Genomic DNA, 14,346 nt, shown 5'->3' on the forward strand with positions numbered 1-14,346 from the left:
CTGCAGATAGTTTGGTAATCAAACTCACGCTCGAAATACTTGCTAATATCGCGAGTACTTGTACCAAAAGCATACATGTTTATAATCTGATCTGCCATACCTTCAGCAAGGATTGTTTCGCGCTTTCTGACGGTCTGAGGCTCAAAGGAACCGTCACGGTCACGAGGTGTCTCAACAGTGACCTCACCATAGCATGTCTGCACTTGCTTAGGCATTTTACCATTACGGCGGTTGCCTTGTGAACGCTCTTCAGAAGTGGGATGAGCATCTATCTCACCTTCAAGGGCAGCATTCAAAATGCGCTCCAACATTGGTGCCAAAGCACCATCCTTATAATGGTTCTCCCTTACGAAGCTGCTCAGCAGCTCGCTTGTAATCAATTTCTTTGTTGTCCATAATAAATAAACTGTATAAAACTAATCTTATTGTAGCATGACACAGTTTACTTTACACTCTCTCAATGAACTCTTGAAGAACAAAGCTAACCTCGTACACTCGCGACATCGCTCAACACATAACTTTATCATGAACCTATGTTCTGCCTTAACAGCCTATTGCTTTTTTGACAATAAACCTGAGGCGCTACCTGTTTATGTCGAAGAATCAAGGCAGTTAGAATTATTTACATACTAAGCTTATCCCGAACTCGGGTATTTTCTTCTATTATCTATCTTCTCAATATCTCAAGACATCTTTTCAACATAGGCTCATTGTTAAGGATAATGATATACAATTTTTGTCTTGTCCTCGTCAATATCTGATAGAGCATCTGGCGTTGCGAATAGCAACTGTTATCTGCCACTAATATCCCATTTTCATTATATCTGAAGGTTTCATCTATTATGGCGGCGACCCTGTCAAATTCCTGACCAATTACAGCATGTGCACTTTCTTCATTATCTATTCCATATCCCTGATATTTAAATATAGAACGAGTTCCTGGGGTATATATTGGTATTTTCCAACCTTTTTCCTGCAGGTATTCTGACAATATTATAACATCTTTTTTGGCCGAACAATAATGCAAATCAATATTAGAATGCTCTGAACGATTTATCTTCTCATGAATATCAAATAAAGGTTTAATAAAAGAAGCTATTTCTTTATTGGTTCTAATCTTTGTTGTCAGTTGAAAGATATCTTGCGTCAAGACTCTCAAAATCTGATTTGACATATTTCTGTTCTTTTCATCATTGCTTAGGTATTGTTTCTCATCATACGAAAAAATACAAGTCATATTTTCTTGACTCGCCGATTCTATCAATTTGTCAAATTGTGTCTGCCGTACTCTTTGCGCTTCATCCACAATGATTACATTATATCCTTTCAGTACTTCATTTCCAATTGCTTTTGCCATACAGATATCCCAACCATATTCATCTTGCAACATTCTTTGACCAGAATTCAACTGTGCACAATGGACAATGAGAACTCGTTTGCCTTTATTTCTCAATTCTTTGGCAATATCGTATGTCAATAATGTTTTTCCCGTACCAGCTGCTCCTGTGAGCGCCATAAACTCTGTTGTAGATGTGTCAACAACTCTCATGATATTAGTTCGTATTTCCTCTTGGTGCTCTGTCAGAAAATATTCCTCTTCCATAAATTTCTTTGTAGAATTGAATGGGGAGATTAAATAATTACTGGGATTGAAGAGTTTGTCAATATCATCAAATTCGTCACAGTCCTTAATCAATTCTTTGTATAACTCATCACGGGAAACTGAGGTAAGATGGTCTTTATCCAGCATATAAAGTTTTTTAGTTTCCTGAATGTATGTAAACAGCGAAACTTCTTTATCTAAGAATTGTAAGTAATAGTGATTTCTTTTAAGTTGCTTCAAGATCTTATCTTCACTGGCTTTAGACTTTAATTCTATATTGACAACATTAGCTTTATTGAATCGTAACAAATCAAATTCTTTTCCTATTTGTGGTATCATATACCCTACAAAAAAATTATCCAATAAAGATATAGAATCATGTGTTGTTTTAAAAAGTTCGATAAATGATGTCATGCAGTCTAATTCATTTGCACTCAACCCACAGTTTTTCCCCTTTTCTGCTAATTCTATTCCATAGAACCCAAGATATGAAGATAGTGTCTCTATACTTAGGCTCTTATACGAATCCACTAAGTTCTTTAGATTTATAGTTTTCATTGTAATTGTTTAAATCGTGAATGTAAAATTGATGCGTGGGGCACATTATACTCTACGCATCAATGTAAATATTAGAAAATCATATTTGTTCGTCCCCTTATGGCTCTATTGCAATCTCTGGTCCCGATTGGAAGTGATTCTCAGCTCGCTTCTTGGATGCCTTGTCAGGTACAATAACATGTTCATAGCTCACACCAGTAAGTGTAAAATACTTCTTTAAGGGAGTGAGGTGTACCACAGGTTTCGTGATATGAACCTTGGGGTTGAACTCCGCTTTTCCTTTCTCTACCAGTTTACTCTGGAAAGAAGGTGTAAGTGTCCCGATGTCTCCGAAGTCTACAATGTCTCCGTTCTCAACGTGCTTTTTGCTATCTCAGCTGCAAGTCTGAGAACAGCCTCGACTTCTGCACCTGTGAACGTTGTAGCGTGTGCCACTTCATCACAGAAGCTACGATGATCAACTCTCTTTCGTCCTGTAGGATGTGCCTGCAGAACGATTTTCCCTTTCAAACTTCCAACTGTTCCTTTACGCTCCTTTAGCGTATAAGCAATGGGTCTGTTCGCCATAGTTATTAGTATGTGCCCCCGATTGTTAAGCCTTTGGAGGCTGGGGCTTTATCCTCCTCAACTTGTTAGCAAATTTATATCACAAAGGTAAGAAAATTCTTGACTGTCTCCAAGGAAAACACATACTTTTTTTGATACTTCTCAACCCTTTTTCTCAAAAAGGTTCACCTATTTCAGTAAAACTATCTACCTATTATCAGAAAACCGTCTACCTTTTCCATCAAAATGGTCTACCTTTTTCGCTGAAAAGGTAGACCATTTTTGAAGAGATTATCAAATCTTTCTGCAAAGACACTTTGAGATAAAATTTATTTCTCCTGTAGTTCGTTGGTCTAAGTTATACAATCAAAGATATTAGCGTCTCTAAAAAATAATTGTTTGATTTTCTTTTTTACTTTACATTTAATTGATTATCTTTGTGGCAATAATATTAAATCTATAAATAATGGAGAATAATTGTTGTGTAGAAATTATAACAGCTGCAACAGCTGTTTTAGGTATATTTTTTTCTAGTATCTCATTATGGCAGAATTACCAACTGAATAAAAAACAAAGAAAAGATTCTCTGAATGGCAAATTAAATCATCTTTTAGAGTTTGCTATTCAATATCCTGAATTAGAATCTCAAGCCTTTATAGACAAGTGGGTAGAAATGAAGGATAAAAATATCAAAGCATATATGAGATATGATATATATTGTAACTTGCTGTTTAATTTTTTGGTTGAGCTTTATGAGTTTTATGCTGGGAATAAAACAAATATTGAGAATTTCTGTGATGTTAAAACTTGGATTAGAATGCACAAGCTAAATTGGCTAAATCCAGTAGACCCAAATGAAAATATTGATGGCTACAGTGAAGATTTTAGAAGATTTATAAATTCTTATTTAAAATAGTATGAGAAAAATAGCATTATTAATTGGTAACTCTGATGGTTTAGAAGGAGTGAAAATCGATTTAGTTGAATGGGAAAAGTTCCTAATATCTCCAATAGGTGGGGCTTGGGAGCGTAATGAAATCAAAATGATTATGAATCCCCAAAAGTGTGAGCTGCTAAGTTACATCAATGAGCTTCGTAAAACAAAGGCATATGATTTCGCAATTGTTGTATACAGTGGACATGGTGGCTATGATAGAAAAACAATTTTAGAAATAAACAGGCAAGGAGAAACAATAAATGAAACTGATCTATTTTCCATTGCACCTAAACAAATTTCTGTTTTTGATTGTTGCCGCTGTCTTGTTGATAGGCATGAACCTCTCAATGACAGTCTAAGAACATTTTCTTCAGGTGGTCATCTTTCTAATCTACAAATGATTAGGAATGCTTATAATCAGCGAATAATGCAGGCTATACCTCAGCAGATCTGTTTGTATGCTTGTAGGATAGGTGAGATGGCTTTAGATACAGAAAATGGGGCACTCTATATCCAAACATTGCTAAGGCAAGCAAAGTTGTTCCCGAATAATGAAGAGTTTAGAACAGTTGAAGAGATACATAAGGAGGCATCAGAACTCACACGCACTAAGGGATTGTTTAAAAAACATACTCAACATCCTGCTGCTAGTTTACCTAAATGTCTGACAAGCCAAAAACTGATACTTTCAATTAATCCCAATAGGATTTGAATTAATCTGCGACTTATTGCTTTAACCGCATAGCTGTTTAAGAACTAAGAAAAGATAGCCATGCAAATTATCGGTTTGCGTGGCTATTAGCATTGCTTGGCTTTAAAGACAGATCAGTCACGAGGAGGAACATACGTAATACTTGAAACTCTCCACAAGTAGTAAGTATGGTGAAATACTGCTTCTGCTGCAACTTGCGCTCGTAGGTTTCTTTGACCTGCAACTTTGCCCTGCAATGAGGGCAAGTGCAAGTTTCTCTATGTTTGTCCATTACCCAACTATACCCACAATCCATACAAGTGGTGCGACCTTTTGGCAAGCGGTAGGCGAAGTGGTCTATGCACTCACGAAATGCCCACGTGCCTTGTGTCTTGGTTATTGGGCGAAGATGCTTACTTTGTTCCAAAACCGCCTTTTCAAATTTGTTTCTCGGTTTCATAGGCTTAAAAATCAAATAGTGATGGTTGTACTTGGGTTGCTGCGTTCTCAGTCTTTTTTACTCGTGCGTTACGGCTCTGTATCTTTGCAAGTTCCTCACGCTGATATTGCTTAATGGCTTCTTGCCTTGCTTCGGCTTTTCCTTCCTCCGTTAGTTCCACAACGTGATTAACGGCAACTTGGCAGGAAACAGCCTTGCCGACCTCTATATCGTCCTCGTCGTAGTAGTGAACAGCCATAGAGTATATTTCATCGTCGTCGAAACCATTGCAACCGCTTTTCTTCACCTCGTTCAAGATGTAGGTTATGCAATCTTCTATGTTCTTGTTAGGCTTCATCAAGTTGGGGGCAAACAATGGGTCTGTCGATGCACGCTGGTTGAGATACTCGGCTATTGTCCGTGTGAAATGTTCCGTTCCTTTCATGTCTTCTTAATGTTTAGAGAGTTCTACAATTTGATTGATATGTCCGTATAGGTAGGTTCTCAGGCTTGCTCTGTCGGGAGCATAGTATTCTGTCCATTGTCCGTACTGATTGACAAGGTATTTTTTCAGTACATCAAAGAAATCAAAGCGGTAGCCCATTAGGGGAACGGCTGTACGGAAGTAGGTGTTTGAGTTTACCGCTTCGCATAACCAATTCTTTTCTTCACGGCTCATCATTTCGCCACGATTGAGTTTCACACGTAGGAGATATATTTTGCTATTATAAAGACTCTCCAAAGGGGGAACGTCCCATTGTACAAGCTTAATTGCCAACACTTGCTCACTCTTTTCTGCCGTAGGGTTAATGCGGTAATGAGGAGGAGCTATATCCTTTGCTGTTCATCGAAGATGTTGTATTTACTTTTTGCTTATCCAGCGACATTTTTTTATGCGTCCAAAGATCGGAGTATGCTGATTCCTTTTTGTAGCAAAATCAAGGTGGCGGGGCGTGGCTTACACAAGGTTTTGGCGGAAAATACTACCCGCAGGCGTGGAGATTTTCCAAACAAACCGGAGGCTTCGACCTTGGGAAAGCCGTAAGCCCCGTACTACCTTTGCGGATAAAAAGGGAACAGCGTCCGTCTCCTTGACTTCGCATATCGTGGAGATATGGAAAGGAAGCGAAAGTGCAAAGCCGTAATAATAAGGAAAAGAGAATGTGGCTACTGTCGGTGATAACCGGCTATGACTTATACTGGCCACATGCCCCTTTTATAGAAATTATTCGTACCTTTGTGAAAAAGACATAAACTTTTGACTTATGAGGACATTGCATCTTGTTGCCATTGTTGGGATAATGTTGCTAGGCATCGCCCATTCGGCACTCAGTTTCAAGAAATACAATCAGATTTCAGCCGAAGCCTTTTGGTTTTTCAGTGCGGGGTTGGCACTTGTATTTGCCGGTTTAGCCAATAGCTTGTATTATCAACTCCAAATGCCTGTCATTTTCCGTTACACGCTTGCCATAAACGTATTGCTTGTGCTCTTCACGGTATTTTTGGCCATTAAGGTGACAGCACCTACCACCATCTTGGTGGCAGTGTTTTCAATCTTGCTTTGTATCGCAGTTTTATATAACCAATAGACAATCAGGGTACGGATACATAATGTGGAAAAAATGACTTAAAGGTTGTCGCTTTATCATTTGCAATTGCTATCCGGTAAAATATTGAGGAATGGGTTCCTATCGGCTATAAGAACATAAGAACCATAATCGTGAGAAAACAAAAGGTGGTTATCTCAAAACAGATAACCACCTTGCTGCAAAAAATGAGCCTTTTAGAAAACAGTGTTTCTTTAAAGGATAAAGAACGCGGTTATTATACAATATCGCTCTCGCCGTCTATTGTCGGCAGGTGATTGTCCTCGATAAGCAGGACGATTGTACCGGTCAGTTCGGTGTAGAGCCTCTCGTATTCAGGACTTACGCCAAATTCGTCCGTAAGGTCATACTTGGCGAAAACGCTTTGTACTGCCTTGTTCTTCAGAAGCAGTGGTGCAAGTCTTTCAGAAAGTGGGGAGGGCAGCTCCTTCTCAAACTCATTCTCCAAGACAGACACAAGGGTGTCGTACTTGGAAAAATGCAGCCCTCGATACAGGACTTCACTTGCCATCGTTTCCGCTTCTAGATGCGAGAAGCCTTGCGACACTGCATCACAGTAGGTGGTAAGGGCTTCGTCGGCTCTTGCCGTTATGAATGGTTTGTTATTCAGCATTTCGGAGAAATGCTCACCAAGATAGGTCTCTAACTTCAACCGGAAGTAGGACAATTCTTTCTTTGTTCCCATAATCTTCTTTCTATTTTAGAATTATTACATTATCATATTACATGCCCATAGCCGCATTGAACTTGCCGAGCTTACCAGCCAGTTCTTCCATATCATGCTCTATCTTCTTGTTCGTGATACGCGCGTAGATTTGGGTGGTTTTTAGGTTGGTGTGCCCCAGCATCTTTGACACACTTTCCATCGGAACGCCTTTGCTCAGTGACATCGTGGCAAACGTGTGCCGGGCAAGGTGGAAGGTCAGGTTCTTCTTGATACCGCAAAGGTCGGCAATTTCCTTGAGATAAGCGTTAATCTTCTGGTTTGTAAGTACCGGAAGGAGCTTACCGTCCCGATAGGTCTTATGCCCATATTTGGCGATGATGCGCTTGGGAATGTCAAGGAGCAGCACATTGGTCTCCACGCTTGTCTTCTGACGTTTGGTCATGATCCATTGCTTGTCATCAAGCGTAACGATGTTGTCCGGGGTAAGGTTGGACACGTCTATATATGCCAGACCTGTAAAGCAAGAGAAGATGAAAACATCCCTTACCAGTTCCAGACGATGGATACCGAAATCCTTGTTGGCAATCTTCATGATTTCTTCGTCCGTGAGAAAGCCACGGTTTACCGGCTCCAAGTGGAAATGATGATTTATGAACGGGTCGTGGTTCAACACGCCCATCTTCCTTCCTAGTATGGTGATGGTCTTGAAAGTCTTCATCGTTTTCGTGGCCGTATTGGGATTCTGCCCAGCGGTTGTACGCAGATAAATGTCAAAGTCATGAATGACAGTGAATGTCAGTTCAGACAGGCGAATGTCACAGCGCTTGTACTTTTCGTTCAAGAAGGCCGCAAAGTGTTTCTTGCACACGTTGTATTTCTGCAACGTTGCCACACTCACCGAGACACCAACCTGTTCCTGTATGTCCGTATTATGCTTCTCGAAAAGCTGCATGAGTGTACAGACATTGCCCTGTCTGCCAAGATACTCGGACTTGATGCGTTCCAAGCACAGGTCGTTCGTCATTTCCAACTTGCGATAGATGGTTTGCAGGTCGTTTTGGATACTGTCTAACTGCAAGTTCATGCTTAGGGCTTCGGTATTGCGTCCTTTCACCCGTTCTCGCGTACTGTCCCATTGGGTCTGTTCAACGGCGACCCCGGCTGAACCTATGCACAACCGTTCGTTGTTAAGGTAAATCCTCAACATCACAGGGGTCTTGCCCTCCTTGTTTACATAGTTGCTTCTGAGATAGAAGACTGTTCTGAAAATTGATTTCATACATTGACTGTTTTTAATTGCAACCGGGATCATGGGAAATAGTATCACATCGAAGGCATTTTACTACCTGAATGGATGAAATGAACTTCTATATACCCCACTGCAAAGTTCTACATAATCATTTGAATAACAGCAACATATAAGTACTCTAAACAATCTCTGTACGTACTCTTGGTTACAATTTTTATTCGGCTCATCTTTTTGTAACCAGATTGTAACCGTAGGAGAGTATTTTGGGCGTTTCGGCACCCTCCTTACGTACTCTGAAAAAACGTGTAAGTATAAAACAAAAGTATCGTAACTTATTGAAGCTACGATACTTACTGATTTCGCGAAGTGTTTTCTGAAGTCTTCTCCAGAGTACTTCCTGCGGAGAGAGAGGTTTGTGAACCAAACTCTCGTATCTCGTTGTATATAAATCTTCTATATATTTTAATAAATCATCTGTGTAGCATTTTTGTAGCAGTATTTTGACTGCTTAGTGACTACCATTCTGACTACCTTTTGAAAGCACAACAGCTCTCTTTTCTTGGGTACAAAGGTATATAAAATTGTACTAACCTCCAAATCTTTGCACCATAAATATTTAGAGATTTTACTGCTACATTTTCCAGTGCAAGGTGCAAGCCCTTATATAAAAAGGGACTTGCACCTTGCACTGGGGGATCCGTGAGTTCTTTGTTCTTTGACAGTGATTGTTCTTTATAAATGATAGTTGATTTTAAGAGGAATGGTATTTTAACATTTCCTTATATAAGTTTACTATAAATCTTTTCATTAAAAGTAGGTCATTCTTTAATATTCTTTTGTCTGTACTACGTATTTCTCGTCCTTATGCTACCGCTATGATGCTGAACCTTGCACCTGCTGCAAGACGGATTGCATAGGGTGAAAACATTTGCATATAGCGGGTTGCTCTTGTGGCGGTGCTTTTATAACTTTATAATTATGAAAGAGTTATTGGAAATGCTGAAGTCAGCAAGAGTAGAAAAAGGTTATTCCCAGGAGTATCTTTCTGGAATTCTGGGAGTTAGTTCAAGTCGGATCTCACGTTGGGAAAATGGACAAACAGAGATGACTCTCTGCCAAATCCTAAAATATGCTTCTAAAGTAGGTATCTGCTCTACTGAAATGTTTGAAGTTCTTGCACGGAATGGGCAGCCAAGACTTTTACCTATGGTAGAGATGCGTATAGAAGTTTTTATAGAGGAGGCGTTCAATAAGCTTTCACAACTATTAATTGAACTCGGAACAGAACAAGCGACGGGGGCTACAAAACGGTTATAGTCATGGAAATAATCACAGTAGAGAGTCTGGCTTATCAAGAATTGATAGATAGGCTCAATCGAATAGAGCAGTACGTCGAGAGAACCTCTCACCTTATACAGAATATAGATGACGAGCTGGAAATGACCACGAAAGACCTAATTGAGACTTTGAATGTTTCAGAGTCCACCCTTTACCGCTGGCGCAAGAAGCAGTTGCTGCGTTACCGCTACACGGAGAGTGGTGATGTGCGCTACTTTTTCAAGTCAATCATTATTGCCGTGAAATGTAACCGGCTCCGTGTATCAGGGATGAGGAATGATGTGGTTCTCGGACGACTCAACCGCTTCAAGGACAACCTTATTATGAGTTCTTGCCTTAATTCTAAAAATAGATAAATATGATAGATAAAGAACAAATACTTTTGCTTACACAAGGAGGGTTGAATGTGTTCTCCCAGTTCCTTGGCTTTGAGGTGAACCTGCATCGTAACTTCCGCAGTCCCTTCTATGATGACAAGCGGGCTTCATGCCATATCTTCTATGACAGGAAGAGTTCATCCTATAAGTTCTATGATCATGGGGATACAACCTATTCGGGAGATTGTTTTTGGTTTGTAGCAACTATGCGTGGCCTAAACCTGAAAACAAGCTTTCCCGAGGTCCTGGAAACCATAGTACAAGAACTTGGATTGTATTCTTTATGTGATGGTGAACAGCATAGCAAGCATATAACACAGTCATACAAAAAAACTATTGGCTTCAGTCCCGAGACTGATATGCCCAAGCATACGGAAGAACGACCATACAGTTTTGAGATACAGCCTTTTGATGACGGGCTGCTAAACTATTGGGCGCATTATGGTATCCATGAGGATGCACTCCGACGCTTTCGGGTACGGAGTCTTAAACGCTATGAGAGTATTTCTGCTGAAGGTCGGAAGTTTGAACTTTATGGCTCACCTACCGAACCTATGTTTGCCTATATCGGAAACGGCTATGTAAAGATATACCGACCTCACAGTCCGAAAATCCGCTTTCTCTATGGTGGACGGATGCCTGCCACCTATTGCTTCGGTATGGATCAGATTCCCGCTAAAGGCGATATGCTCTTCATTACAGGTGGCGAAAAGGATGTACTCTCATTGTATGCACATGGGTTTAGTGCAATATGCTTCAACAGTGAAACCGCACAGATACCGACAACCATCATTGAGAGCCTCCAACTTCGCTTTCGACATATCATACTTCTGTATGATGCTGACGAGACAGGCGTACGCGAGAGTCACAGACAAGCAGAACATCTGGCAGAATACAAGGTATTGAACCTTTCACTTCCGCTAAGTGGCACGAAGTCTGAAAAAGACATTTCAGATTTCTTTGCCTTGGGCAACGGGGCAAAGGAATTGAAAGAGCTGCTTGCCAAGATGTTCTCAGACCTATATAGCCAAACTATGATGATGTTACGTTCCTGTGAGATTGACTATGAGAATCCACCGGACATTTCCAAATCAGTAGTAGCAGTAAACGGTGTGCCACTCGGCACGCAGGACAATCTGTTCTGCATTACTGGAGGTGAGGGGACAGGCAAGAGCAACTATGTTGGAGCCATCCTTGCCGGAGCGTTGGGAGAAAAACGATTGCCGATAGAGAATACCTTGGGATTGGAGATTACCGCCAACCCCAAAGGCTTGGCAGTCCTGCACTATGACACGGAACAGTCCGAGGCACAGCTGCACAAGAACTTGGGTAAGACACTGCGCCGGGCTTCATTGGCGGCAGTACCGGACTTTTACCATTCCCTGTATCTTGCCTCTCTGTCCCGCAAGGACAGGCTGAAGCTTATCCGCGAGAGTATGGACTTGTTCCATCACAGGCATGGAGGCATCCATCTTGTGGTGATTGACGGAATAGCCGACTTAATACGTTCCGCCAACGATGAAACGGAAAGTATTGCCATTGTGGACGAGCTTTATCGCTTGGCGGGGATTTATAATACCTGTATCATCTGCGTGCTGCACTTCGTACCGAATGGTATCAAACTCCGTGGTCATATCGGCTCGGAGCTGCAACGCAAGGCGGCGGGCATTCTCTCCATTGAGAAAGACGACAATCCCGAATACTCAGTGGTGAAGGCATTGAAAGTCCGTGACGGAAGTCCGCTGGATGTACCGATGATGCTTTTCGGCTGGGATAAGGCAGAGGATATGCACGTCTATCGTGGTGAGAAATCCAAGGAAGACAAGGAAAAGCGCAAAACCGACGAACTTATTGGTGTTATTAGAGACGCCTTCCGAAGTTCTCTCAAACTCTCATACCAAGAACTGTGTGAGGTTCTGATGCGCGAAATGGAAATCAAGGACAGAACCGCAAAGAAGTACATCGCCTATATGAAAGAACAACGTATTTTGGCACAAGATACTAATGGTAACTATCAAAAAGGAGAACTATGTCGTACTTAGATTACAATACAGAAGATACATGGCAAAAACGCCTATTTGACAAGTTGATGAATGTCGAGGATAAACTTGACCAATTACTTGTCCTGCAAGAGCAATCTGTCGATACGACTGTCCGTCCACCTCTAAAACCGGAATATCTGGACATCATAGATGTATCCAAAATTTTGAAGGTAGAACAAAAAACTATTTACAACTGGGTTTGGACAGGGAAGATTCCTTATCTCAAAGCCAACGGTAGATTACTCTTCCTTCGGGAAGAGATAGATAAAATGTTGCGTAAACGAGATGGTTGGTAACAGTAGAAGCATACCTGCATGGTTAGATTTTGGCAATATATTTGTTTTATTGCCAAAATCTAACTATCTTTGCACCGAACCATTAGTGATAGCAGAATGAATGTCAGTAATATAATTGTAGATTTTGCAAACACCAACAAGGAATTCAAGACGAATGACTTGTCTGAGTATCTTTCCGGGAAGATTGAACTTTCCAAGAAGATGCTGTCCTGGCATTTACGCAAGTTGCTGGACGAAAAAAAAATATTCAGAATAAGCAAGGGAGTGTATACAACAACCCCTAAAGCTATTTTCCGTCCGGTTCCCAATGCTCGCTCCATTCGGTTATATAAGAAATTAAAAGCGGAATATCCCTTATTAGACTTTTGTGTCTATAATGGCGAAATCCTATCCGACTTGCAACATCACCTGTCGTACAACAACAATATCTATATAGAAACGGAGCGTGATGCCACTGAAACCATTTTCCACTTTGTACAGGATATGCATGAACGCAGTTTCCTTTCGCCAAAGGAGGATATTATGTCCGATTATATCCGGTTGGATAAAAGAGCCTATATCGTAAAGCCTCTTGTTTCAGAGTCCCCCATGCAGGAAGTAAACGGCACCAATGTACCAACTATTGAGAAGCTTTTAGTCGATATTCAATGCGACAGGGATTTCTTCTATCTGCAAGGCCAGGAAGCCTTGTACATGATGCAGAATGCCTTTGCCAACTATAATGTGAATATAGGTATGTTACTGCGATATGCCTCACGGCGCAATATTAAACCGCAAATAGAAAAATATATCAAGGAATTTGTATGATCAAGAAAGAATGTATGACCACCGAGTGGATAAAATCCATTTCTGTGCGTAACAAGTATAAAGACCTGAATCTGATAGAGAAAGTTATCAGGGCAATGTCGCTGTTGGAGATGCTGAAATTGTCAGGTTGCCCTTTCTGTTTCAAGGGCGGTTCGGCTCTGATGCTTATTTTGGGTGAATCCGCTCACCGACTATCCATCGACATTGACATTATCTGCCCACCCGGGACGGATATTGAGCCTTATTTGAAAGATATAGAAAAGTTCGGCTTCATATCTAAGACCCTTGATGAGCGGCAGCAGAGGGACACGAATATTCCCAAGAGTCACTCGAAATTCTTTTATCACATCGCTTATAAGAACGATGATAAACCTGCGTATATACTGCTTGATGTCCTCTACGAGGATTTACAATACCATGCGACTGAAGAAGTTGAGATTAAAGGCCCTTTTATAGAACTGGACGATGAACCATTGAAGGTAACCGTGCCATCCGCTGACGACATTCTTGGTGATAAACTTACGGCATTTGCCCCCAATACCTCGGGTATTCCTTATATCAAGGGAGATAGAGACCGCTCGTTGGAAATTATCAAGCAGCTGTATGATGTAGGCAGGCTGTTTGAACATTCCGGTAACTTTCAGCACACTAAGGATACTTTCACCCAAATCGGGAAAATAGAATTGCAATATCGGGGCTTACCCGCTGAACTGTCACTCATTTATGAGGATATTAGGGAGACCGCCTTGTGTCTAGGCACTAGAGGGCAGATGGGTAAAGGTGATTTCAAAATGCTGCAAAGTGGCATTAAGAAAATAGACGGCTACATCTACAAAGGGAAATATCGCATAGAAGAAGCTATCGTAGATTCGGCTCGTGCGGCTTACCTTGCTACCTCAATAGAAAAATCAAGCACAAGAATTGAGAAATACGATGGAAATCCGAACACCATACTTGCCATGGAATTATCTCCTTCCGTCAACAATAAACTCAACAAATTGAAGAAAATACTACCTGAAGCTTTCTTCTATTGGGTCAAGACAAGCGAACTATTACAAAAATAATCAGTTAGATTTTGGCAATAATTACAAATTATTACTATCGGTAAACCTTTTCGACATACAAAAGTCAAGGGCTAAAATTCTCACTCGGATTTCAGCCCTTTTTGTTACTTTTGTTTTCGATGCAA

14 protein-coding genes and 4 pseudogenes are annotated in these 14,346 nt (G+C 40.8%); 10 read left to right on the forward strand and 8 right to left on the reverse strand.

Annotation, left to right across the window (positions count from 1 at the left end; translation table 11 throughout):
• Window positions 1-380: IS256 family transposase (locus tag HMPREF9431_RS08875; RefSeq protein ID WP_004380907.1), on the reverse strand; the 380-nt coding region annotated here is incomplete at its 3' end.
• Between the two features lie 76 nt (window positions 381-456).
• On the opposite strand from HMPREF9431_RS08875, the pseudogene HMPREF9431_RS13545 reads away from it, so the two are divergent.
• A pseudogene (locus HMPREF9431_RS13545) lies at window positions 457-633 on the forward strand (IS982 family transposase); the annotation flags it as partial.
• A 34-nt stretch (window positions 634-667) separates the two neighbouring features.
• On the opposite strand, the gene HMPREF9431_RS08880 reads toward HMPREF9431_RS13545, so the two are convergent.
• Entirely contained in the window at window positions 668-2,161 is a 1,494-nt protein-coding gene (locus HMPREF9431_RS08880) for an ATP-binding protein (RefSeq protein WP_004380909.1), read from the reverse strand.
• A gap of 97 nt (window positions 2,162-2,258) precedes the next feature.
• A pseudogene (locus HMPREF9431_RS12485) lies at window positions 2,259-2,728 on the reverse strand (HU family DNA-binding protein).
• A gap of 445 nt (window positions 2,729-3,173) precedes the next feature.
• On the opposite strand from HMPREF9431_RS12485, the gene HMPREF9431_RS08885 reads away from it, so the two are divergent.
• Together HMPREF9431_RS08885 and HMPREF9431_RS08890 are read left to right on the forward strand one after the other, a co-directional pair.
• Complete coding sequence (locus HMPREF9431_RS08885) at window positions 3,174-3,623, forward strand: hypothetical protein (protein ID WP_004380910.1); 450 nt, start codon at window positions 3,174-3,176, stop codon at window positions 3,621-3,623.
• A gap of 1 nt (window position 3,624) precedes the next feature.
• Window positions 3,625-4,356: a caspase family protein gene (locus tag HMPREF9431_RS08890; protein ID WP_004380911.1), complete on the forward strand. Its 732-nt coding sequence runs from the start codon at window positions 3,625-3,627 to the stop codon at window positions 4,354-4,356.
• Between the two features lie 109 nt (window positions 4,357-4,465).
• Here the strand turns inward: HMPREF9431_RS08890 and HMPREF9431_RS08895 are convergent.
• The 3 genes and pseudogenes from HMPREF9431_RS08895 to HMPREF9431_RS08905 form a co-directional block, all read right to left on the reverse strand.
• Window positions 4,466-4,795, reverse strand: a pseudogene (locus HMPREF9431_RS08895) (hypothetical protein); the annotation flags it as partial.
• 4 nt (window positions 4,796-4,799) lie between these two features.
• A complete protein-coding gene (locus HMPREF9431_RS08900; protein WP_004380913.1) occupies window positions 4,800-5,219 on the reverse strand; it encodes a PcfK-like family protein in 420 nt (139 codons plus the stop codon).
• Between the two features lie 6 nt (window positions 5,220-5,225).
• A pseudogene (locus tag HMPREF9431_RS08905) lies at window positions 5,226-5,655 on the reverse strand (hypothetical protein).
• A 420-nt stretch (window positions 5,656-6,075) separates the two neighbouring features.
• On the opposite strand from HMPREF9431_RS08905, the gene HMPREF9431_RS08915 reads away from it, so the two are divergent.
• Window positions 6,076-6,363, forward strand: coding sequence for a hypothetical protein (locus HMPREF9431_RS08915; RefSeq protein WP_231287801.1), 288 nt, complete (start codon window positions 6,076-6,078; stop codon window positions 6,361-6,363).
• A 235-nt stretch (window positions 6,364-6,598) separates the two neighbouring features.
• Here the strand turns inward: HMPREF9431_RS08915 and HMPREF9431_RS08920 are convergent, their stop codons facing one another.
• Together HMPREF9431_RS08920 and HMPREF9431_RS08925 are read right to left on the reverse strand one after the other, a co-directional pair.
• A complete protein-coding gene (locus HMPREF9431_RS08920; RefSeq protein ID WP_004380917.1) occupies window positions 6,599-7,066 on the reverse strand; it encodes a DUF1896 domain-containing protein in 468 nt (155 codons plus the stop codon).
• Between the two features lie 37 nt (window positions 7,067-7,103).
• Entirely contained in the window at window positions 7,104-8,327 is a 1,224-nt protein-coding gene (locus HMPREF9431_RS08925) for a site-specific integrase (protein ID WP_004380918.1), read from the reverse strand.
• A gap of 948 nt (window positions 8,328-9,275) precedes the next feature.
• Between HMPREF9431_RS08925 and HMPREF9431_RS08930 the strand changes: the two genes are divergently transcribed.
• From HMPREF9431_RS08930 to HMPREF9431_RS08955, 6 genes are all read left to right on the forward strand, one after another.
• A complete protein-coding gene (locus HMPREF9431_RS08930) occupies window positions 9,276-9,614 on the forward strand; it encodes a helix-turn-helix domain-containing protein (protein WP_040561480.1) in 339 nt (112 codons plus the stop codon).
• A 2-nt stretch (window positions 9,615-9,616) separates the two neighbouring features.
• Window positions 9,617-9,991 carry a helix-turn-helix domain-containing protein gene (locus tag HMPREF9431_RS08935; RefSeq protein WP_004380919.1) on the forward strand — a complete coding sequence of 125 codons (375 nt, stop codon included), beginning with the start codon at window positions 9,617-9,619 and terminating at the stop codon, window positions 9,989-9,991.
• A 2-nt stretch (window positions 9,992-9,993) separates the two neighbouring features.
• On the forward strand, window positions 9,994-12,054 hold the full coding sequence (locus HMPREF9431_RS08940; RefSeq protein WP_004380921.1) for an AAA family ATPase: 2,061 nt from the start codon (window positions 9,994-9,996) through the stop codon (window positions 12,052-12,054).
• The gene (locus HMPREF9431_RS08945) at window positions 12,042-12,350 is read left to right on the forward strand and encodes a helix-turn-helix domain-containing protein (RefSeq protein WP_004380923.1); all 309 of its coding nucleotides are present in this window, start codon (window positions 12,042-12,044) and stop codon (window positions 12,348-12,350) included. The genes HMPREF9431_RS08940 and HMPREF9431_RS08945 overlap by 13 nt, the downstream gene beginning before the upstream one ends.
• Window positions 12,351-12,446: 96 nt before the next feature.
• Window positions 12,447-13,157 carry a DUF6577 family protein gene (locus HMPREF9431_RS08950; RefSeq protein ID WP_004380927.1) on the forward strand — a complete coding sequence of 237 codons (711 nt, stop codon included), beginning with the start codon at window positions 12,447-12,449 and terminating at the stop codon, window positions 13,155-13,157.
• Window positions 13,154-14,221, forward strand: a complete 1,068-nt coding sequence (locus tag HMPREF9431_RS08955; RefSeq protein WP_004380928.1) for a nucleotidyl transferase AbiEii/AbiGii toxin family protein — start codon at window positions 13,154-13,156, stop codon at window positions 14,219-14,221. The genes HMPREF9431_RS08950 and HMPREF9431_RS08955 overlap by 4 nt, the downstream gene beginning before the upstream one ends.
• Window positions 14,222-14,346 lie beyond the last annotated feature (125 nt).

Origin of the sequence: Segatella oulorum F0390 (assembly GCF_000224615.1) — a bacterium.
Taxonomy (GTDB): domain Bacteria; phylum Bacteroidota; class Bacteroidia; order Bacteroidales; family Bacteroidaceae; genus Prevotella; species Prevotella oulorum.